The organism is Dactylosporangium darangshiense (assembly GCF_039537565.1).
GTDB classification, from domain to species: domain Bacteria; phylum Actinomycetota; class Actinomycetes; order Mycobacteriales; family Micromonosporaceae; genus Dactylosporangium; species Dactylosporangium darangshiense.
On the sequence record NZ_BAABAT010000027.1, the window covers coordinates 1 to 18695 of the forward strand.

Consider the following 18695-nt stretch of genomic DNA (forward strand, 5'->3'; position numbering starts at 1 on the left):
GGCGCGCGGCGCGGGCGCGGGGCGCGGGGCGCAACGCTGGGTGCGCGGGGCGCGGCGCGGGGTGCGCGGGGCGCGGCGCGGGGTTGCAGAGGCCGGGTTGCAGGGGCTCGGCGGGGATCCACGGCCGAGGGTGTCAAGGGGCGGAAGTGGGCAAATAGCCGGTATGAGCGGCAAGGTGATGGTCTTCGCCCCGGCACCCGTGTTGACCGTGACGATCGAGCAGCGCACGGCCGGGCAGGAGCTGCACGTCCACGCCGGCGGGCAGGGGGTGTGGCAGGCGCGAATGATCGCCTCGCTCGGCTGTGAGGTCACCCTGTGCGCGGGCGTCGGCGGGGAGATCGGCGACGTCCTCGAAGGGCAGATCAGCCGGCTCCACCCGGCGGTGCGGCTGCGGGCGGTCAGCCTGGCGGCCGACAGCGGGTGGTATGTGCACGACCGCCGCCGCGGCGAACGCGACGAGATCGCGCAGCAGGCCGGGCCGACGCTGAACCGGCACGACGTGGACGAGCTCTACAACACAGCGCTCATCGAAGGGCTGCAGGCCGACGTGTGCGTGCTCAGCGGGCCGGCCGACGAGAGCGTGATCGAGGCCGACGTGTACCGGCGGCTCGCCGTCGACCTGCGCACCCACGGCGGCACGGTGGTGGCCGACCTGTCCGGCGGGCCGCTCGAGGCCGTCCTCGAAGGGCGGCCCGCTTTCGTGAAGGTCAGCCATGAGGAGCTGCTCGCCGACGGCCGGGCCGCCGACGACAGCGTCGGGGCGCTCGTGCGGGCGGGGCGGGCGATGCTCGACGAAGGGGCCGGGACGGTGCTCGTCAGCCGGGCCGGCGAACCGGCGATCGCGGTGCTGCACAACCGCGTCGCCGCCGTGCATCCCCCGCGGCTCGAGGTCGTCGACCACCGCGGCGCCGGGGACTCGATGAGCGCCGGCGTGGCGGCGGTGCTCGCCAACGGCGGGCTCATCGAGGACGCGATCCGCACCGGCGCGGCCGCCGGCGCGCTCAACGTGACACGGCACGGCCTCGGCACCGGGCGCGGCGACGCCGTGCGCGAACTGGTCGGCCGCACGTCCCTCGAGGACCTGCCGTTCGAAACGTGACACGGCACGGCCTCGGCACCGGGCGCGGCGACGCCGTGCGCGAGCTGGTCGGCCGCACGTCCCTCGAGGACCTGCCCTTCGAGCCCTGACCAGACGTCGACGGATCAGCGGCAGCGCCTCGGAACAGCACCCACTCGCGCCTCCGAGCACGGCACCCACTCGCGCCTCCGAGCACGGCGCCGCAGATCTTGAGGGGGTGTGGGTGGAGCGGAGCTCCCCCACCGCGAGCGCAGCGAGCCAAAAAACAGCGAACCGAATCGGCGGGCCGATCCGATGATGAGGTGTGACGGACAGCTCGGAGGACCGCGACCTGCTCGCGCTGGCGGCCGCCGGCGACCGGGCGGCGTTCGAGGCGTTCTACCGGCGCCACGGTGCCTGGCTGGCCATGCGGCTGCGGTACCGCTGCGCCGACCCGGCCCTCGTCGACGACATCGTGCAGGACACGTTCCTGGACGTGTGGCGCGGCGCCGCGCGGTACCGCGACGACGGCGACGTCGCCGGCTGGCTGTGGCGCATCGGCTCGCGCCGGCTCGTCGACGCCGCGCGCGGGCACGGCGCCCGGGAGCGGCTCGCCCGGCTCCTGGCCCGGTTCCGCGGGCGGGAGGAACCCTCGGCCGAGGAGCAGGTCCTCGCCGGGGTCGAGCACGGCGACCTGGCCGGCGCGATCGCGCGCCTCTCCCCCGAGCTGCGCGCCGTCGTGCAGGCCACCGTCCTGGACGGGCTCACCACCGCCGAGGCCGCGGCGCTGCTGCGCATCCCGCCCGGCACGGTCAAGACGCGGGCGATGCGGGCCCGCCGGCAACTTCGGCAGGAGCTGACATGAGCACCGCACCCGGCGCGTGGCACGCGCCCGACGACGACCTGCGCCGGTACGCCGCCGGGCGGTGCGCGCCGCCGCTGCTGTGGTCGGTCGAGTCCCACCTCGCCGCCTGCGCCGCCTGCCGCGACCGGCTCACCGCCGTGGCCGTCGCCTCCGAGCCCGCGTTGCTCGACGACGGCTGGGCCGGGCTCGACGCCGCCCTCGACGCGCCCGTGCCCGGGCCGGTCGAGCGGCTGCTGGCCTGGGCCGGCGCGCCGGGGCACATCGCCCGGCTGCTGGCCGCCACGCCGGCGCTGCGCCTGTCGTGGCTCGCCGCGGTCGCGCTGACGCTCGCGCTCACCGCGGCCCTGGCGAGCGCCGTCGCGCCGGTCGTGTTCCTGGCCGCGGCGCCGCTGGTGCCGCTGCTCGGCGTCGCGGTGTCGTTCGGGCCGGGCCTCGACCCGACGCACGAGGTGGCGCTCGTCGCCCCGATCGGCGCGCTGCGGCTGCTGCTCCTGCGGGTGGTCGCCGTCGTCGCCGTCAACGCGGCGCTGTGCGCCCTGGCCGGCCTCGCCGTGCCCGGGCCGGGCCCCGCCGCGGCCGGCTGGTTCCTGCCGTCGCTCGCCCTGACCGTGCTGGCGCTGGTGCTGTCCAACCGGCTCGGCATCGTGCCGGCGACCGCGGTCGTCGCCGCCGGCTGGGCGGCGCTGCTCGCGGCCGCCGCCGGCGCGCCGTTCACCGCCGCGGGGCAGGCCACCAGCGCCGCCGCCGCGGCCGCGGCCGTCGCCGTCCTGGCCTGGCGGGCCCGCGCGTTCGACCCCGCCCGCGCGCTGCCGCGCACGGCACGACAACACACCCGAGCCCCGAGCAACGAAACCCACCCGGACAGGAGCGCCCGATGAGCATCGACACGGCCGAGCCCGCGACCGGACTTGCGGTCCGAGCCAGCGGCCTGACGCTGCGGTACGGCCGCAAGACCGCCCTCGACGACGTGTCGCTCACGTTCGGCGCCGGCGTCACCGGCCTGCTCGGCCCGAACGGCGCCGGCAAGACGACGCTGCTGCGCATCCTCGCCACCGCCGCGACGCCCGACGCCGGAACGCTGCGGGTGCTCGGCCACGACCCGCTGACCGGGCCCGGCCGCCTCGCCGTGCGGCGCCGCCTCGGGTACCTGCCGCAGGACCCTGGCTTCCACACCGGCTTCACCGCCTTCGAGTTCGTCGACTACGTGGCGATCCTCAAGGAGCTCACCGACCGCCGGGCCCGCCACGCCGAGGTGCGCCGGGTGCTGGGCGACGTCGGGCTCGACGAGCACCGCCGCAGCCGCATCCGCACCCTCTCCGGCGGCATGCGCCAGCGGGTCGCGCTCGCCGCCGCGCTCGTCGGCGACCCGGGGCTGCTCATCCTCGACGAGCCGACCGTCGGGCTCGACCCGCAGCAGCGGATGCGGTTCCGGGAGCTGTTCGCCGAGCTCGGCGAGCGGCGCGTGGTGCTGCTGTCCACGCACCAGACCGAGGACGTCATGTCGCTGTGCCGCGAGGTCGTCGTCATCGACCGCGGCCGGGTCCGCTTCGCCGGGCCGCCGGCCGGGCTCGCCGCCCTCGCCGCGGGCCGGGTGTGGACCGGCGCCGGCCGCGAGGCGGGCGCCCTGGCCTCCTGGCGCACCGGGAACGGCTCGTACCGCCACATCGGCGACCCGCCAGCCGGCGCCGAGCTGCTCGACCCGACGATCGAGGACGGGTACCTCACGCTCGTCGACACGCCCGCCGGGGGCGACCGTGGCTGACCTGCTGACGGCGCCCGTGCACACCGCCGGCCGGGCCGGCGGGAACGGGCGGGCCGCACTCGCCCTCGCCCGGGTGGAGGCCGCCCGGTTCCTGCGCCACCCGCTCACCGTCGCCGCGCTGCTGCTGTTCGTCTCGCCCTGGGTCTACGACCTGGCCACCGGCACCGCCAACCGGTTCCCGGTGCTGGCGGACGCGGCCGTCGACCTGCAGGTGCTGGGCCTGTTCGCGCTCGGCGGCGGAGCGATGGTGACCGCGCACCTCGCGGCGCTGCGCGCGCACCGGCACAACGCCGACGAGCTCTTCGACACGCTCGTCCTCCTGCCGCCGTGGCGCACCTTGGCCTCCCTGCTCGCCCTGCTGCCGTACGCCGGCGTCGTCGCCGTGCTCGTCGCCGCCCGCCTCGTGGCGCTCGCCCTGCGGCCCGGCGCCGTCGGGGTGCCGGACCTGGCCGACGCCGCCGTCGTGCCCGCCGTCGTCGCGCTCTTCGGCGCCGTCGGGGTGCTGCTGGCCCGGCTGTGGCGCAGCGCGGTGGCGGCGCCGGTCGCGCTCGTCGTCTTCGCCGTCGTGATGTTCGCCGGCCTCGTCGCCGGCGTGGAGGGCCCGGCGTGGTGGCGCCAGGCGCTGCCGATCATGATCGACGACCGCGGGTTCGCGCTGCCGGCCGGGCTGGTGGACCGGCCGTCGGGGCGGCACCTGGTGTACCTCGGCGGCATCCTCGTCGTCGTGGCGCTCGCCGCGATCGCCCGCTCCGGCGCCCGCCGCGTCGTCGTGCCGCTGCTCGCCGCCGTCGCGCTCACCGCCGCGGCCGGCGCCGCCCAGTTCCGCGGCGACCCCGCGCTGCAGCGCCTGCGGGCCGACGTAACGCGCGACCCGGCGCCGCTGTCGACGTGCCGGACGCTCGGCGACGTGCGATACTGCGCCTTCGACGAGTTCACGCCCTGGATCGCGGCCTGGGACGAGGTGGTGCGCGGCGTGCTGCGCGCCGCGCCGGCGGTCACCGGGCCGCCGCTGGTCGTGCGCCAGCGGGTCTGGGCCGACGGCCCCGGCCGCGCCGGCTTCTCCGCCGACCCCGAGTCGGAGGTGGACCGCGTCGACGGCTGGCGGCGCGCCGACGCCGACGCCGGCTTCCCGGAGGCGGTCATGGCCGGCACCGCCTGGGGTTCCGACGTGGACGCGGCGACGCTCGCCGCCGCGGTGGCCTACCGCGTGGTGAGCGGGGTGTCCCACAGCAGCGCCCGCCTCACGTGCGGCGCACAGGGCGCACTGCTGATCTGGCTCGTCGGCCACGCGACGCCGGGCACCGCGGCCGGGCTGCGCCGGGTGGACGAGGACTCGAGCGGCGCGATCGTGTTCAGCGACTTCAGCCTGCTGACCACGATCGCCGTTCCGGACCGCGTGGCGGCGCCCGCCCTGGCGCTGCTGACCCGCCCGGCCGCCGAGGCCGAGGCGCTGGTCCGGGCGAACTGGGCGGAGCTCGCGGACCCGGCGACATCGGTCGAGCGCTTCGGCGCCCTGCTCGGGGTGCCCGTCCCGCCGCTGCCGCCGGTCGAGGAACGTCCGGTATGCGCGGGCTGACGCTGGTGCCGCCGACGCTGCGGGCGATGCGGCTCGGGCCGGTCGTCGGCGCGGCCGTGGCCGGGCTGCTCATCGCGGCCGGGCCCGCGCTGTTCGGCGCCCGTCTCGAGGCCGACGACCTCGGCGACCTGCTGCGCCTCGCGGCGTTGTGCGCGGCGACAGGCCTGGCGTTCGCGTTCGACGACCCGGCGCGGCCCACCCTCGTCGCCGTGCCGGTGCCGGCCTGGCGGGGCGCCGCCGTGCGCGCCGCGGCCGCGCTGGTCGCGTTCGCGGCGTGGTGGGCGGCCGCGGTCACCGCCGTGTACGCGGCGCCTGGGCCGGCGGGCCTGCCGCTGGTGGGGTTGAGCGTCGAGGCCGCCGCCGTCGCCGCGCTGAGCCTTGCCGCCGCCGCGGTCGCGGTCCGCTTCACCGCCCGGGGCATCGGCGGGCCGGTCGCCGCGCCCGCCGCCCTGGCCGTCGCGCTCGCGGTGGTGGTCGCGCCGCTGCGCCCGCCGATGCGCGTCCCGGCCGGCACGGCGGGCCCGACGTGGGCCGTCGTGCACCATCGGTGGGCGGCGCTGCTGGCGGTGCTGGTCGTCACGACCGTGGTGGCGGTCACGGCGCCGCCGGCTCGGCGGCGGTACCGTCTCGGGGAGCGGGGGCGGCCCGGAAGGCCTTGACGCGTAAGGCCTTCCGGACCGTGGGGGTGCGCAATGGGTGCGCGGGCGTCAGGTCAGCAGGCGCCGTTGCAGGCGAGGACCTTCAGGCGGTCGAGGGCGCCGTTCCACTGGTTGGAGTCGCCGGCGAAGGGGCCGCTGCTGGAGTACTGCCAGAACGACCACGTCGGCGCGCCGGCCGGCAGGGTGCCGGGTGCGCTGCTGTACCGGGCGATCCATAGTGGAGAGTTGGCCCAGAAGCCGCTGTAGTTGCCGGTGCAGGTCACCCACCAGTCCGTCGTGGTGTAGATGGTGGCCCAGCGGCCGGTGCGGGTGTGGTACTGGTTGAGGAACGCGCGGATCCAGCTGACCATCGACGACTGGGACAGGCCGTAGCAGGTCGCGCCGTAGGGGTTGTACTCGATGTCCAGCGCGCCGGGCAGGGTCTTGCCGTCCTTGGACCAGCCGCCGCCGTGCGCGATGAAGTAGTCGGCCTGGGCCGCGCCGCCGCCGCCGTTGGGGATCGCGAAGTGGTACGAGCCGCGGATCATCCCGATGTTGTACGAGCCGTTGTACTGCTGGGCGAAGTACGGGTTGGTGTAGTACGTGCCCTCGGTCGCCTTGATGTACGCGAACCGCGAGCCGGCGTTCCACTGAGCCTGCCAGTTGACGTTGCCCTGGTAGCCGGACACGTCCTGGCCGTAGGTGACGGTGGCCGCCGATGCGGGGCTGCCGGTGAGCAGCGCGGCGACCAGGGTGGCCGCCACGGACAGCGCCGCCAGTGCGCCGAGTCGTCGTTGGGACACGGTGCGTCTCCTTTGCGGGTGTTGCCGCCGGGAATGGGCTCCTTTGGTAAAGAGCTTCGCCGATTAGCGCACACTCGTGGGAAACTTTCAATAGGCGCACATCGAAGTTTAAGGAAAGCTTCGAGATCACAATTGATCGAGACCTGTCGATGGACACCGCGAGTTGAGCAGGTGTAGTGTGCGCCGCTGTAGGAAGTTCACCGGCGTTGGTCGTACCGGAAAATTAGCAACCTCGGTCCCACAGGAGGCTTCCATGGCTCGTCTCAGCCGCCGTGGCGTCCTGCGCGGCGCGGTCCTGCTCGGCGGCGCGGCCGCCGGGCTCGCCGCGAGCTCCCCCGCCTCGGCGTCCGTCGAACAGGTCTCGATCGCCAGCTGCGGCGCTTGGGGCGCGCGACCGCCGTCCGGCGCGCTCACCATCGACCAGCACCGGCCAAACAAGATCATCGTGCATCACACGGCCCTGGCGAACTCGACCGACTACTCGCAGGCGCACGCGTTCCAGAACTCGCGCGACATCCAGGACCTGCACATGGACGGCAACGGCTGGGTCGACAGCGGCCAGCACTTCACCAACAGCCGCGGCGGCTGGCTGACCGAGGGCCGCAACGGCAGCCTCTATGCGCTGCTGCACGGGCAGACCATGGTGCAGGGGGCGCACTGCGTCGGCCAGAACGACCAGGCGATCGGGATCGAGAACGAGGGGACCTACCTCACCGAGCAGCCGCCGGCCGCGCTGTGGAACAGCCTGGTGGCCTTCTGCGCGTTCACCTGCCAGCAGTACGCGATCCCGCCGACGGAGATCTACGGGCACAAGGACTTCAACAACACCCAGTGCCCGGGCCTGCTGCACGACCGCCTGCCGGAGCTGCGCACGGCGGTGGCCGGCCGCCTGTAGAAGGACGGCCGGCCGGTCGCGGTTCAGCGGGACGAGCAGGTGGGTGTCATGCCGGTGCCGGTTCCGGTGCCCTGGAAGCCGAACTCGGTGTACTGGCCCGCGGGGACGGTGCCGTTGTAGGCGACGTTGGTGAACTGCACCGCGCCGGAGTTGCCGCTGCGGTTGGCGTTCCAGGCGTTGGTGATGACGGCGCCGGCCGGCAGCGTCGCCGAGACGGTCCAGCCGCTGATCGGCGCCGAGCCCGCGGTGACCCGGAACGTGGCCACGAAGCCGCCCGTCCACTGGTTGAGCGAGACCGTCGCCGAGCAACCGCCCGGCACAGGCGGCGCCGAGCTCGACGGCGGCGGGGACGACGGGGGCTGGGACGAGGGCGGCTGGGAGGAAGGCGGCTGGGACGAGGGCGGAGTTGAGGTTCCGCCGCCCAGCATGGGAGTGGTCCAGTCCCGCCAGTCGGCGAGGTTGCCGCTGGCGTTGCTCGAGACGTGGAAGCTGCCCGGGTCGTTGCCGGTGCCGAGCAGGAACTTGCGGATGTTCTGCTGCAGCGGGGTGCGCCACTCGGGCCGGTTGGCGCAGTGCGTGCCGTCCTGGATGTCCGACCAGTACGTGATGTTCTCGCCGGCGCCCAGCGCCTTGTACACCTCGGCGCCGCCCAGCGCCGCGACGCTGGCCGAACGCGGGCCCAGGTTGGCGATGTGCGGGTTGTCCATGATGAACAGCCCGCGCGGCGCCACCATGGCGACCATCTCGTGCGTGTCGACCGGCAGGCGGGCCGGGCTGGACGTGAACGAGCTGAACGCGTCGCCGAGCCACGGCTGCTCGCCGTAGGCGCTGCTGAGGCTCTGCGCGCCCTCGCCGGGGATGCCGCGGAAGATGGGCACGCCGGCGCTGCCGGACTCGATCGGCATGGTGAGCGCGATGCGCTGGTCGAACGCGCCGACCACGAACGCGCCCTTGCCGAAGCGGGAGCAGCCGGTGACGCCCATCGCGTCGGCGCGCAGGATGCCGCCGCCGGACTGCGCGACGACGTCGATGATGCGGCTCACGCCCCACGCCCAGGCGGCCAGCAGGCCGGTGCTGCTGGTGTTGCCGTAGATGCTGTAGAAGGCGCCCTGCTTGTTGTTGCGGGGCGTGCCCTCCTTGCCCACGGCGTAGGGGTCGTAGCTGATGACCGCGACGCCCGCGGCCTTGATGCTCGCCGTGTCGGCGCCGAAGCCGCCGAGGACGACCACGGCGGGGAACGGGCCGGTGCCGCTGGGCAGGTCGACGCTCGCCGTGAAGCTGGAGCTGCGGCCGTTGTGCGACACGTTGACCGTGATGCCGGTGCGGGAGACGGTGCCGGTGACGGTCTGGGGCTTGCCGGGCTTCTCGCCGTACACGAACTTCTCCGCCAGCTTCTTGACCTCCTCGCGCCGGCAGCGCCAGTCGGACTTCGCGGTGATGCGGGAGCCGTCGATCCGCTGGAACGGATCGGGCAGCTTGGCGTTGGTGGGCAGGGAACCGGCGTCGGGCAGGGCCGGGACGGGTGTCAACGCCGCCGGGCGCCGGCGGCCGCTTTGTGCAGGTCGCGCCGGGCCCGGGCGTGGAAGCCCATGGAAACGATCACGGACGTCGATGTCACGGGACTGCTGGGCGTGCGCGGCGGTCCTATCGTGAGGGTGTGGCATACGGGTATCAGGTCCCGCAGCCCCCGAAGAGCAACACCCTGCGCACGGTGTTGATCGTCGTCGGCTCGGTGCTCGTGCTGTGCTGTGGCGCCGTCGTAGTGGGCGGCTTCTTCCTCTTCCGTAACATCGGCGACTCCATCGGGCCCGCCCAGGATGCCGCCGTCACCTTCGTGACCCGCCTCGAGCAGGACGACGTCGACGGGGCCTACGGGCTGCTGTGCGGCGACACACGCGAGCAGTACACGGCGACGGCCTTCGCCGACCGAGTGCGGCAGCAGCCGAAGATTCGCAGCCATTCGGTGGCCGGCGTCAGCGTGGTGGGCCGTCCCGGCGGTGCGAGCGCGACGGTGTCGATGCGCCTGACGCTGGACAGCGGCTTCGCCGCCGAGCACGCGTTCCCGATGGTCAAGGAGGGCAACGCCTGGAAGGTGTGCGGGCAGCCGTACTGACGGATCAGGCGACGATGAGGACCGTCTTGCCGCGGGCGTGCTCGGTTTCGAGGACGCGCAGCGCGTCCGCGGTCTCGCTCAGCGGGCGGGTCCGCTCCACGTAGGGCGTGAGCCGGCCCGCCTCGACCAGCGCGGCCAGGGTCGCGAGGTCCTCGGCGCTGCGCCGATTGGTCAGCACGCGCAGGCGGCCGCCGCGCAGCGGTGCGCTCGTGAGCACGGCCAGCAGCCGCGGCACCGGGCCGAGGACCGGGCCGCCGTTGCCGGTCGAGGCGATGTAGACGCCGCCGGCGGTGAGCACGCGACGCATCGCGGCGAGGGGGTGGCCGCCGGCGAGGTCGACGACGACGTCGAAGCGGTCCGTCCCGCGGGTCACGTCCTCGCGGGCGTAGTCGACCACGCGGGCGGCGCCGAGCGCGGTCGCCCGCTCGGCGTTGCGCGCGCTGCACACCGCCGTCACCTCGTGGCCGAAGTGGGCGGCGAGCTGGACGGCGAACGTGCCGACGCCGCCGGATGCGCCGTTGACGAGGACCCGCCGGGACGCGCCGCCGTCGGCGCCGGCCAGGCGCAGCGCCTGCAGGGCCGTGGTGGCGGCGACCGGCAGCGTGGCGGCCTGCTCGAACGTCAGCCCGGCCGGCTTGACCGCCAGGTCGGTGGCGGGGACTGCGACGTACTCGGCGAAGCCGCGCTTGACGGTCTCGCCGAACACCTCGTCGCCGGGGCGCAGGGCGGTGACGCCGGTGCCGGCGGCCTCGACGGTGCCGGCGACGGCGCGGCCCAGGATCGGGATCCGCGGCCGGCGCACGCCCAGGGCGAGGCGGGCGATGGAGGGGTTGCCGCGCAGGTCGACGCGGTCGCCGTGGTTGAGGGCGGCGGCGCGGACCCGCACGAGGACCTCGCCCCCGGCCGGGGCCGGGCGCTCGACCTCGGCGTAGCGCAGCAGTTCGGGCGGGCCGTAGCGGTCCTGGACGATGGCCTTCATGGTGTCGTACTTCCCTTCTATCGGCGGCGCGAGAGGGTCACGGCCTCGAGGACCGTGTGCACGAGCGTGATCGCGCCGGCGATGACGAGGCCGGCGTTGGTCCAGTGCGTGACGTCGCTCCCCCAGCCGGCCGCGGTGGCGAACTCCGGGTTGAGGATGCGGTCGCTGACGGCGAGCCAGACGAGCGTGAGGGCGCCGGCGATCTGCACGAGGGCGCCGGTCAGGGCGCGGGCGACGCTCCAGCGCAGGTAGTACTTCGCGAACGACACGGCGAGGTTCGCGACGGCCAGGGCGATGAAGAGGTACACCACGCCGCTGTCCCACAGCCACGGCGCGAACAGCGGGATCGGGTCGCCGTGCGCGCCGGACAGCGGGCTGACGTAGGGCGAGAGCAGGATGAACGTCGAGATCAGGATGAGCAGCAGCGTCTCGGTGACGAGCTCGGCGTAGCGGGCCCGGCGGCTCGGCCGGTCCGGCAGCGCCGCCGGGCTCCAGGGCCGGGCGACGCGGGCGCGGCGGCCGGGCAGGCGCTCGATCGCGGCGAAGACGAGCGTGGTCCAGAACGCCACGTGCACCGCGGTCGTGATCGCCGCGCCCGCGGTGGCGGCGGCGATGCCGGCGGCGGTGGCGTCGCCGGACAGGGCGCGCATGAGCCCGACGTACGCGGCCACGGCCGGCACGACGGTGGCGAGCAGTGTGGTGAGCAGGCGCGTGTAGTCGAGGTAGGCGGCGGGGCCGACGAGGTGCAGCGGCCGGTCGGCGTAGCCGGCGGCGAGCCGGGCCGGGTCGCCGAGCTCGGTGAGCACGGCGCGCTCGGCGTCCTCGGGTGCGGCGCCGGCCTCGACGCGGTCCTCGATGGCGTCGGCGATGGAGGTGCGCAGCTCCTGCTCGATGTCGGGGCGCTGCCGGCCCGGCAGGCGGCGCAGGGTGGCGTCGACGTAGCGGTCGGTCAGGGTGAGCGTCATGGCCGGGTCCTTCACTCGGGGTCTGCGGGCTGGGCGTGCAGGGCCTTGAACGAACCGTCGAGCTGGTGCCAGTCGCGGCGCAGGGCCTCGGCGAGGGCGAGGCCGTCGTCGCTGGTCTTGTAGAACTTGCGGGGCCGGGACTCCTCGGTGTTCCAGTCGCTGGTGAGCAGCCCCTGTTTCTCGAGCCGGCGCAGCAGCGGATACAGCGTGTTGGCGTCGACGGCGAACCCGCCGCGCTCGAGCCGGTCGAGCAGCGCGTAGCCGTAGTTGGGCCGCTCGAGGATCAGCAGGCACGCCAGCACGACCGTGCCGCGGCGCAGCTCCTGGAGGTGGGCCGAGATGAGTTCATCGTCGAGCATGCGTCATACGATAGTGTGCGTCACACAATATAGCAACGGGTACATCGATGTGCCCTTGGCACTACGGACGTGGCAGGGAGGCGCGCCAGCGCCGACCGGTGTCTGGTGGGAACAACGGTCGTCAGTTGCACGGACCCGAGCCATGTAAAAAGTCCGGACCTTCGCGCATTACCTGGTGACGGCGTACTTTCCCCGGCAAGGAGCGGCCAGTGACAGCACGAGACGACCCGGCGGCGCGGTTCGCGGCGCTGTATGCGGCGCACTACGGGCAGGTCTACGCGTATGCGGTGACCCGGGCCGGTCGCGACGCCGCCGAGGACGTGGCCAGCGAGACCTTCCTGGTCGCGTGGCGGCGCTTCGCGGACCTGCCCGGCGCGGCGCTGCCGTGGCTGCTCGGGGTGGCCCGCAACGTGGCGCGCGAGAAGTACCGCGACGCGGCGCGGCAGGCGAGCCTCGCCGCCGAGCTGCGCGCGTGGGTCGACGAGGCCGGCGCCGACGTCGCCGACGGCGTCGCCGAGCGGGCCGCGACCCTGGCCGCCCTGGCCGCCCTGTCCGACTCCGACCGCGAGCTGCTCACGCTGCTGGCCTGGCACGGCCTGTCGGCGCGGGACGCGGCCCGGGTCGTCGGCTGCTCCACCGCAACGTTCTTCGTGCGGCTGCACCGGGCCCGCAAGCGGCTCGGTCACGCCCTGGAAACCGACCGTCACGCACCGCTGCCGACCGCTTCGAAGGAGTACAGCCGATGACCAAGCGTGACGTGTTGCGCACGCTCGCCGAGGCGCGCCCGCACCGCCTCGACCCGTCGCGGGTGCCGCCGCTGCCCGACCTGCCGGCGCTGCAAGCCCTGGCCCGTCCCCGCGCGCGGCGGCCCCGCGGCCTGGCGCTGGGCGCCGCCACCGCCGCCGTCGCGGCCGCCGGCGTGGCGCTGGCGGTCCTGACCACGGGCGGCGAGAACCCCACGCAGCCCGTGCCACCGCCGCCGGTCGCGGGCTCATCCGCCGCGCCGATCGGCAACCTGCTGCTGCTCGCCGCCGAGCGGGCACTGGCCGAGCCGCCCGCGACGGGACGCTACTGGCGCACGCAGACGGAGACGGGCGAGACGCGGCACCTGGCGGCGTACGACGTGACGATCCGCATGGCCATGGACGACTGGCGCGCGGCCGCCGGCGGCGGGGTGAGCGTCGGGCGTTACCTGGGCGCGGACCCGGTCGACGAGGCCGCGTGGCGCGCGGCGGGCGCGCCTACCAGCTGGCGCGACGGCGACGTGACGATCGAGAAGGCGCCGGGCGGGCAGTTCACGCGGGCGTTGCCGGCGAACGCCGGGTTCATGCTCGCGGGCCGGCCGGTGACCGCGGCCGATCTCGCCGGCCTGCCGACGGAGGCGGGCGCGCTGCGGGGCGAGCTGGTGCGCCGCTACGGGGAGAAGTCGCTGTTCGATGCGGCCGAGCAGCTGGTGCTGGACCTGCCCGCGCCGCCCGCGGTGCGCGCCGCCGCGTTCCGCGTCCTGGCCGGGATCGACGGCGTCGCCGTTGCGGGGCCGGCCACGGACCGGTCGGGGCGCACGGGGACCGCGGTCGTGTACCGGCGGCAGGGGGACGCGGGCTGGTCCGAAACCCGGCTCATCATCGACCCGCAGACCGGGCGGGCCCTGGCCGAGGAGTCGTGGCACGAGGGGAAGATGCTCGGCTACACCCTCGTGGTGAGCGCCGGCTGGACCGACGAGAACCCGCCCGCGAAGTGAGGACCGTCAGCCCTGGCGGGTGGCGGTCAGGCGCTGCCACTCGCTGGGGCTGAGCTCGTAGGCGGCGCGGAAGCGGCGGGCGAAGTGCCGGGCGTCCTTGAAGCCCCAGGCGTGTGCGGCCTTGGCGACCGAGCCGGCGCTGGCCGGCATGCGGGCGAGGTCCTTGCGCGCGCCCTCCAGGCGGCCGCGCATGACCCACTCCGCGAGCTGCTCGCCCTGCTGGGCGAAGGCGGCGTACACCGCGCGCACCGAGACCGCGTGCGCCGACGCCAGCCGGGCGGCGCTGAGGTCCGGGTCGCGCTGGTGCTCGCGGATGAAGGCGGTCAGGCGCAGGAAGAGGGTGCCGTTGACCGCCTCGACCGTCCACTCGCCCTGCCGGGCGACGCTGGAGGCGATCAGGGCGCGGATCAGGTCCGTCGTCGACGAGCCGAGCATGGACAGTGCGGGGCCCGGCGGCAGCGCGTCGATGACCTCGGGCAGTCCGCGGAGGTGGCGCAGCGTCATCCGGTACAGCGGGCTGCCCGGCAGGCGCGGAATGGCCGAGCGGACCGCGTCGACGCTGAGGCCGAGCTGCGCGTAGTCGACGACGACGGCCTGCAGGTCCGACGGGCCGGCGACCAGGAAGTCGTAGGGCGAGGTCAGGTCGACGAGCTGCAGTTCGCCGATCCGGTCGCCGTAGGGCAGGTCGCGGTGCTTGAGGCGCACGGAACCGGTGCGCGGCAGGCCCAGGGAGATGCGCTCGGGGTTGTCGGAGCGCAGATGCTTGCCCGTGCGGGTCAGGCGGTGCCCGCCCGAGACGTGGTGCAGCAGGTCGGCGCCCGGGCCCAGGTCCCAGCGGCTGATGCGGGAGCGGGTGCCGGCCGTCGCCGCGACGCTGGCCGGGGTCAGGGCCGTGGCCAGGGTGGCGCAGACGGCGTCGGCGCGCTGGTGCCAGGGCAGTGCGGTGGTGTCGAGGAGCACGGCCATGGTTGTCGCGCCTCCGTCCGGCTGCCGGGCCCGAACCCAGGATAGATCGCAAAGCGTGCACAGCGGGACCCGGACGTGCACGCACAGACCCACAGCGGCGCGGCCGCGGCCCTTACATTGCCGACATGCTGGTGCTCGATACGCATGACCTGCCCGCGGGCGAGCGGGCCGAGGCCTTCCAGGCCACCGTCAGCTTCAACTGCTCCTCGAGCGTGGCCGAGTTCGAGGACCCGGGCGCGATCCGGGCGACGATGAGCGTGACGGACCTCGGTGCGGCGAAGGTGTTCAACATCGACGCGACCGGCACGACGCTGAACCGCACGCCGCGGATCGCGCGGGGCTCGACGGAGACGTCGGTCGTGCTGGCGCTGCCGATGCGCACCGACAACCACATGGCGTGGGCGCGGGAGGAGCGGCTGTTCGGGCCGCGCGACCTCATCCTGGTGGACCTGTCGGTGCCGTACGTGTACGGCTGGAAGGGCACCGGCGCCTCCTACGCCGTGCACGTCGACGTCGACCACCTCGGGCTGCCGCGGGACATGATCCACGCCGCGGCGCGGGAGCTGCGCGGCAGCCCGCTCTACGACCTCGTCCGCGACCATGTGGCGCGGGTGACGGCGCAGGCGGAGACGATCGCGGCGAGCGGCGCGGCGCAGGAGGTCGGCGCGGCGTCGGCAGAGCTGATGCGGGCGCTCGTCGTGTCCGCCGCGGGCGACGGTGCCCGGCTGCGCGATGCCATGCACTCCTCGCTGCAGGCGCGGGTCCAGGCGTACGTGCGCGACAACCTGCGCGACCCGGACCTCACGCCGGCGCGGATCGCCGCGGCCAACGCCGTCTCCGTGCGGGCGCTCTACAAGCTGTACGAGGCGATGGGGCAGAGCCTGGAACAGTCGATCATCGAGCAGCGGCTGCAGGGCGCCCGCGCCGACCTCGTCTCCTCGCGGCGGCGCTACACGTCCATCGCCGCCGTCGCGCGGGCCTGGGGCTTCACCAACCCGAGCTTCTTCACCAGCAAGTTCCGCGCCGCCTACGGCGTCACGCCCCGGCAGCTGCGTGCCTGAGCGCGGCCGTGCACGCAGGCGGCAGAACCGTGCGCCTGCAACACACTGCGGCCGCCCCGGCGGTGCGACCGTCCTCGTGTGGTGCTGATGCCGGTGATGCACGGCCGCGATCGCGAGCTCGCCGCGGTGGCCGACCTGCTGAGCGATGCGCGCGCGTCCCGCGGCGGCGCGCTGGTGGTGCGCGGCCACGCGGGGATCGGCAAGACGATGCTGCTCGCCGCGGCCCGGCACGCCGCCGCCGAGGCCGGCATGGCGGTCCTGCAGACCAACGGCGCGCAGGCCGAGGCGGCGCTGCCGTTCGCCGGGCTGCACCAGCTCCTCGCCCCGCTGCTGGGCGACCTCGATGCGCTGACGCCGCCGCTGCGGCGCACGCTGCGCGGCGCGTTCGGCCTCGGCGACCAGGACGCGCGGCCGGACCTTTTCTGCGTCGGGCTCGCGGTGCTGGAGCTGCTCGGCGAGCGCGCCGCCCGCGCGCCGCTGCTGATCCTCGCCGAGGACGCGCACTGGCTGGACCCGGAGACCCTCGACGTGCTCGTCTTCGTGGCCCGGCGGCTGCGGGTCGAGCCGATCGCGGCGCTGCTGGCGGTCCGCGCCCAGCACACCGGGGTCCTCGCGCGGACCGGTCTGAGCCGGCTGTACCTCGACGAGCTCGACGACGACGCGGCGCGCCGCGTGCTGCGCGACCACGCGCCCGGCCTGGCGCCCGGTCTGCGGGAGCGGATCCTCGCCGAGGCGGGCGGCAACCCGCTCGCGCTCGTCGAGCTGCCCCGGCTCATCGCCGCCGGCGCCGACGCGGACCTGCCGGAGCTGCTGCCACTCAACGAGCGCCTCGAGACCGCGTTCGGCGACCGGTTCGCGCAGCTGCCGGCCGCGACGCGGGCGGTGATGGCCGTGTACTCCGCCGACGCCGCATGCCCGCTGCCGACGCTGCTGTCGGTCGCCGGCGCGCTGACCGGCGACGAGGTGACCGCGGCCGCGATCCAGCCGGCCATCGACGCCGGGCTGATGCAGGTCCACGCGCAGCGGCTGCGGTTCCGCCACCCGCTGGTGCGCTCGGCGGTGTACCGCTCGGTCGGCGACATGGCCCGGCTCACCATCCACGCCTTGCTCGCCGAGGCCATGGCCGGCGAGCAGGACCGCTGGGCGTGGCACCGCAGCGCCGCCGCGCTCGGCCCGACGAGGCCGTCAGCGGGGAGCTGGAGGCGGCGGCCGCCCGGGCGGTCGAGCGCGGCGCGCTCGGTGCGGCCGTCACCGGCCTCGACCGGGCCGCGGACCTCACCGGCGACCCGGCCCGCCGCTCGTCGCTGCTGCTGCGCGCCGCCGACCTGGCCGCGCAGCTGCACGACCGGCGGGTCGCCGCCCGGCTGATCGCGAAGACCGACCCGGCGCACGGCGACGCCGCCGACCGCGCCCGGCTCGCCCTCGTCCGCGACGTCGTCGACCCCGGCGACGTGCGCGACACGGGCCGGATCGAGGCGCTGTGCGACCTCGCCCTCGACGCGCACGCCGCCGGCGCCACCGACCTTGCCGCGGCGCTGTGCTCGCGGGCCGCGTCGCGCTGCTGGTGGGCCGGCCTGCCGCCCGAGGTCGGCGCGCAGGTGACCCGGGTGCTGGGCAAGCTCGGCCTCGCCGGCGACGACCCGCGGGCCCTGGCGGTCGCGGCATACGCGCAGCCGGACGCGCTCGGCCCAGGCATCCTGCGCCAGCTGCCCGCGCTGGTGCCCGACCGCAGCGACGTCGACGGCATGCGGCACCTCGGCGAGGCGGCGCTGGTCCTCGGCGACTTCGTCACCGCGTCGTCGTACCTGGCCACCGTCGCCGCCGGCTACCGAGCGCAGGGCCGGGCCGCGCCGCTGGCGCGCACCCTGTCCGCCGCCGGCTTCATCCGGCTGTGGCTCGGCTCGTGGCCGGCGGTGCGGGCCGGCGCCGAGGAGGCCGAGGCCCTCGCCGAGGAGACCGGGGAGCACTTCTGGGCCGTTGCCGCGCGCGCCGGGCGGGCGCTGCACGAGGCCATGAGCGGCAACAGTGACGCGGCGATGCGGCTGGCGGATGCGGTACTCGCCAGCCCGCTCGTCGCCGGCGTGCGCTTCGCCGCCGAGGCCGCACAGCACGCCCGCGGCGTCGCGGCGAACGCGGCCGGCCGCCACGACGAGGCCCTCGACATCCTGCTGCGCGTCTTCGACCCGGCCGACCCGGCGCACCACCTCGACCTGTCCGGCTGGGCGCTGCCGGACCTCGCCGACGCCGCCGCCCGCGCCGGCCGCCGGCCCGAGGCCGCCGAGGTCCTCGCCCGGGCCCGCGAGCGCGCGCAACGGTTCCCGTCGCCGATGCTGCACCGCTGCCTCGCCTACGCCGCCGCGGTCCTCGCCGCCGACGAGGACGCCGGCCCGGCGTTCGAGGACGCATTCGCCATGGACCTCGCCGGCTGGCCGGTGCACCGCGCGCGGCTGCACCTGGCGTACGGCGCGTGGCTGCGCCGCCGCCGGCGCATCCTCGAGTCGCGCGTCCCCCTGCGCACCGCCCGCGACGCCTTCGACGCCCTCGGCGCGCACGCCTGGGGCCGCCTGGCCCGCGACGAGCTGCGCGCGGCGGGCGAGGAGAGCGCCGGCCTTCCCGTGCGCTCGGGCGAGCGGCTGACCGCGCAGGAGCTGCAGACGGCGATGCTGGCCGCGGCGGGGCTGAGCAACCGCGAGATCGGCCAGCGGCTGTTCCTGTCGCACCGGACGGTGAGCTCGCACCTGTACCGCATCTACCCGAAGCTCGGCATCAGCGGCCGCGCCCAGCTGCGCGCCGCACTCGACGCCCTGCCCGGCGCGGTCAGGTGACGATGACCGCCTCGCAGACGCCGCTCAGCGCCGTCTCACCGATCGGTTGTGCCTCCACCAGCAAGATGCCGGGAGCCGCCGACGGCCGGT

General features: G+C 75.3%; 19 protein-coding genes. 13 read left to right on the forward strand and 6 right to left on the reverse strand.

The genetic code is table 11. The features are described from left to right. Positions 1-163: 163 nt before the first annotated feature. The 6 genes from ABD901_RS36645 (at position 164) to ABD901_RS36670 (ending at position 5919) form a co-directional block, all read left to right on the forward strand. Positions 164-1099 carry a PfkB family carbohydrate kinase gene (locus tag ABD901_RS36645; RefSeq protein ID WP_345134252.1) on the forward strand — a complete coding sequence of 312 codons (936 nt, stop codon included), beginning with the start codon at positions 164-166 and terminating at the stop codon, positions 1097-1099. Between the two features lie 283 nt (positions 1100-1382). Further along, the gene (locus tag ABD901_RS36650) at positions 1383-1922 is read left to right on the forward strand and encodes an RNA polymerase sigma factor (RefSeq protein ID WP_345134254.1); all 540 of its coding nucleotides are present in this window, start codon (positions 1383-1385) and stop codon (positions 1920-1922) included. After that, positions 1919-2800, forward strand: coding sequence for a cupin domain-containing protein (locus tag ABD901_RS36655; RefSeq protein ID WP_345134255.1), 882 nt, complete (start codon positions 1919-1921; stop codon positions 2798-2800). The genes ABD901_RS36650 and ABD901_RS36655 overlap by 4 nt, the downstream gene beginning before the upstream one ends. Further along, on the forward strand, positions 2797-3684 hold the full coding sequence (locus ABD901_RS36660) for an ABC transporter ATP-binding protein (protein WP_345134256.1): 888 nt from the start codon (positions 2797-2799) through the stop codon (positions 3682-3684). The genes ABD901_RS36655 and ABD901_RS36660 overlap by 4 nt, the downstream gene beginning before the upstream one ends. Further along, positions 3677-5260, forward strand: a complete 1584-nt coding sequence (locus ABD901_RS36665; protein WP_345134258.1) for a hypothetical protein — start codon at positions 3677-3679, stop codon at positions 5258-5260. The genes ABD901_RS36660 and ABD901_RS36665 overlap by 8 nt, the downstream gene beginning before the upstream one ends. After that, positions 5248-5919 (forward strand): hypothetical protein, encoded by a 672-nt coding sequence (locus ABD901_RS36670; RefSeq protein WP_345134260.1) that lies wholly within the window; start codon positions 5248-5250, stop codon positions 5917-5919. Before ABD901_RS36665 ends, ABD901_RS36670 begins: the two co-directional genes overlap by 13 nt. Before the next feature lie 53 nt (positions 5920-5972). Here the strand turns inward: ABD901_RS36670 and ABD901_RS36675 are convergent, their stop codons facing one another. Next, positions 5973-6701: a lysozyme gene (locus ABD901_RS36675; RefSeq protein ID WP_345134262.1), complete on the reverse strand. Its 729-nt coding sequence runs from the start codon at positions 6699-6701 to the stop codon at positions 5973-5975. 253 nt (positions 6702-6954) lie between these two features. On the opposite strand from ABD901_RS36675, the gene ABD901_RS36680 reads away from it, so the two are divergent. Further along, a complete protein-coding gene (locus tag ABD901_RS36680) occupies positions 6955-7596 on the forward strand; it encodes a peptidoglycan recognition protein family protein (RefSeq protein ID WP_345134265.1) in 642 nt (213 codons plus the stop codon). 23 nt (positions 7597-7619) lie between these two features. On the opposite strand, the gene ABD901_RS36685 is transcribed toward ABD901_RS36680, so the two are convergent. Beyond that, a complete protein-coding gene (locus ABD901_RS36685; RefSeq protein WP_345134267.1) occupies positions 7620-9125 on the reverse strand; it encodes a glucuronyl esterase domain-containing protein in 1506 nt (501 codons plus the stop codon). A gap of 128 nt (positions 9126-9253) precedes the next feature. On the opposite strand from ABD901_RS36685, the gene ABD901_RS36690 reads away from it, so the two are divergent. Then, positions 9254-9709: an Rv0361 family membrane protein gene (locus ABD901_RS36690; protein ID WP_345134269.1), complete on the forward strand. Its 456-nt coding sequence runs from the start codon at positions 9254-9256 to the stop codon at positions 9707-9709. A gap of 4 nt (positions 9710-9713) precedes the next feature. Here ABD901_RS36690 and ABD901_RS36695 read toward each other — a convergent pair whose 3' ends face one another. Genes ABD901_RS36695 through ABD901_RS36705 form a run of 3 tightly spaced genes read right to left on the reverse strand, consistent with a single transcriptional unit; the run spans position 9714 to position 12012 of the window. Continuing rightward, a complete protein-coding gene (locus tag ABD901_RS36695; protein WP_345134271.1) occupies positions 9714-10688 on the reverse strand; it encodes an NAD(P)-dependent alcohol dehydrogenase in 975 nt (324 codons plus the stop codon). A gap of 17 nt (positions 10689-10705) precedes the next feature. Then, positions 10706-11653 (reverse strand): permease prefix domain 1-containing protein, encoded by a 948-nt coding sequence (locus ABD901_RS36700; RefSeq protein WP_345134273.1) that lies wholly within the window; start codon positions 11651-11653, stop codon positions 10706-10708. 11 nt (positions 11654-11664) lie between these two features. Continuing rightward, complete coding sequence (locus ABD901_RS36705; protein ID WP_345134275.1) at positions 11665-12012, reverse strand: PadR family transcriptional regulator; 348 nt, start codon at positions 12010-12012, stop codon at positions 11665-11667. Positions 12013-12221: 209 nt separating this feature from the next. Between ABD901_RS36705 and ABD901_RS36710 the strand changes: the two genes are divergently transcribed. Both ABD901_RS36710 and ABD901_RS36715 read left to right on the forward strand, forming a co-directional pair. After that, the gene (locus tag ABD901_RS36710) at positions 12222-12758 is read left to right on the forward strand and encodes an RNA polymerase sigma factor (protein ID WP_345134277.1); all 537 of its coding nucleotides are present in this window, start codon (positions 12222-12224) and stop codon (positions 12756-12758) included. Continuing rightward, positions 12755-13753: a CU044_5270 family protein gene (locus ABD901_RS36715; protein ID WP_345134278.1), complete on the forward strand. Its 999-nt coding sequence runs from the start codon at positions 12755-12757 to the stop codon at positions 13751-13753. The genes ABD901_RS36710 and ABD901_RS36715 overlap by 4 nt, the downstream gene beginning before the upstream one ends. A gap of 6 nt (positions 13754-13759) precedes the next feature. On the opposite strand, the gene ABD901_RS36720 is transcribed toward ABD901_RS36715, so the two are convergent. Beyond that, positions 13760-14719 carry a helix-turn-helix transcriptional regulator gene (locus tag ABD901_RS36720; protein WP_345134279.1) on the reverse strand — a complete coding sequence of 320 codons (960 nt, stop codon included), beginning with the start codon at positions 14717-14719 and terminating at the stop codon, positions 13760-13762. Positions 14720-14844: 125 nt separating this feature from the next. Here ABD901_RS36720 and ABD901_RS36725 point away from each other — a divergent pair, with 125 nt between their 5' ends. From ABD901_RS36725 to ABD901_RS36735, 3 genes are all read left to right on the forward strand, one after another. Further along, positions 14845-15780, forward strand: a complete 936-nt coding sequence (locus ABD901_RS36725) for a helix-turn-helix domain-containing protein (protein WP_345134281.1) — start codon at positions 14845-14847, stop codon at positions 15778-15780. Between the two features lie 87 nt (positions 15781-15867). Beyond that, on the forward strand, positions 15868-17148 hold the full coding sequence (locus ABD901_RS36730; protein ID WP_345134512.1) for an AAA family ATPase: 1281 nt from the start codon (positions 15868-15870) through the stop codon (positions 17146-17148). Between the two features lie 1043 nt (positions 17149-18191). Continuing rightward, positions 18192-18605, forward strand: coding sequence for a helix-turn-helix transcriptional regulator (locus tag ABD901_RS36735; RefSeq protein ID WP_345134514.1), 414 nt, complete (start codon positions 18192-18194; stop codon positions 18603-18605). Positions 18606-18695: the final 90 nt, after the last annotated feature.

Excerpts from the sequence above, each read along its gene's own strand:
- ABD901_RS36730 (WP_345134512.1), top strand. The coding sequence starts at position 15,868 with ATGCCGGTGATGCACGGCCGCGATCGCGAGCTCGCCGCGGTGGCCGAC.
- ABD901_RS36725 (WP_345134281.1), top strand. The coding sequence starts at position 14,845 with ATGCTGGTGCTCGATACGCATGACCTGCCCGCGGGCGAGCGGGCCGAG.
- ABD901_RS36700 (WP_345134273.1), bottom strand. The coding sequence starts at position 11,653 with ATGACGCTCACCCTGACCGACCGCTACGTCGACGCCACCCTGCGCCGC.
- ABD901_RS36670 (WP_345134260.1), top strand. The coding sequence starts at position 5,248 with ATGCGCGGGCTGACGCTGGTGCCGCCGACGCTGCGGGCGATGCGGCTC.
- ABD901_RS36645 (WP_345134252.1), top strand. The coding sequence starts at position 164 with ATGAGCGGCAAGGTGATGGTCTTCGCCCCGGCACCCGTGTTGACCGTG.
- ABD901_RS36715 (WP_345134278.1), top strand. The coding sequence starts at position 12,755 with ATGACCAAGCGTGACGTGTTGCGCACGCTCGCCGAGGCGCGCCCGCAC.
- ABD901_RS36720 (WP_345134279.1), bottom strand. The coding sequence starts at position 14,719 with ATGGCCGTGCTCCTCGACACCACCGCACTGCCCTGGCACCAGCGCGCC.
- ABD901_RS36655 (WP_345134255.1), top strand. The coding sequence starts at position 1,919 with ATGAGCACCGCACCCGGCGCGTGGCACGCGCCCGACGACGACCTGCGC.
- ABD901_RS36695 (WP_345134271.1), bottom strand. The coding sequence starts at position 10,688 with ATGAAGGCCATCGTCCAGGACCGCTACGGCCCGCCCGAACTGCTGCGC.
- ABD901_RS36735 (WP_345134514.1), top strand. The coding sequence starts at position 18,192 with ATGGACCTCGCCGGCTGGCCGGTGCACCGCGCGCGGCTGCACCTGGCG.
- ABD901_RS36660 (WP_345134256.1), top strand. The coding sequence starts at position 2,797 with ATGAGCATCGACACGGCCGAGCCCGCGACCGGACTTGCGGTCCGAGCC.
- ABD901_RS36705 (WP_345134275.1), bottom strand. The coding sequence starts at position 12,012 with ATGCTCGACGATGAACTCATCTCGGCCCACCTCCAGGAGCTGCGCCGC.
- ABD901_RS36680 (WP_345134265.1), top strand. The coding sequence starts at position 6,955 with ATGGCTCGTCTCAGCCGCCGTGGCGTCCTGCGCGGCGCGGTCCTGCTC.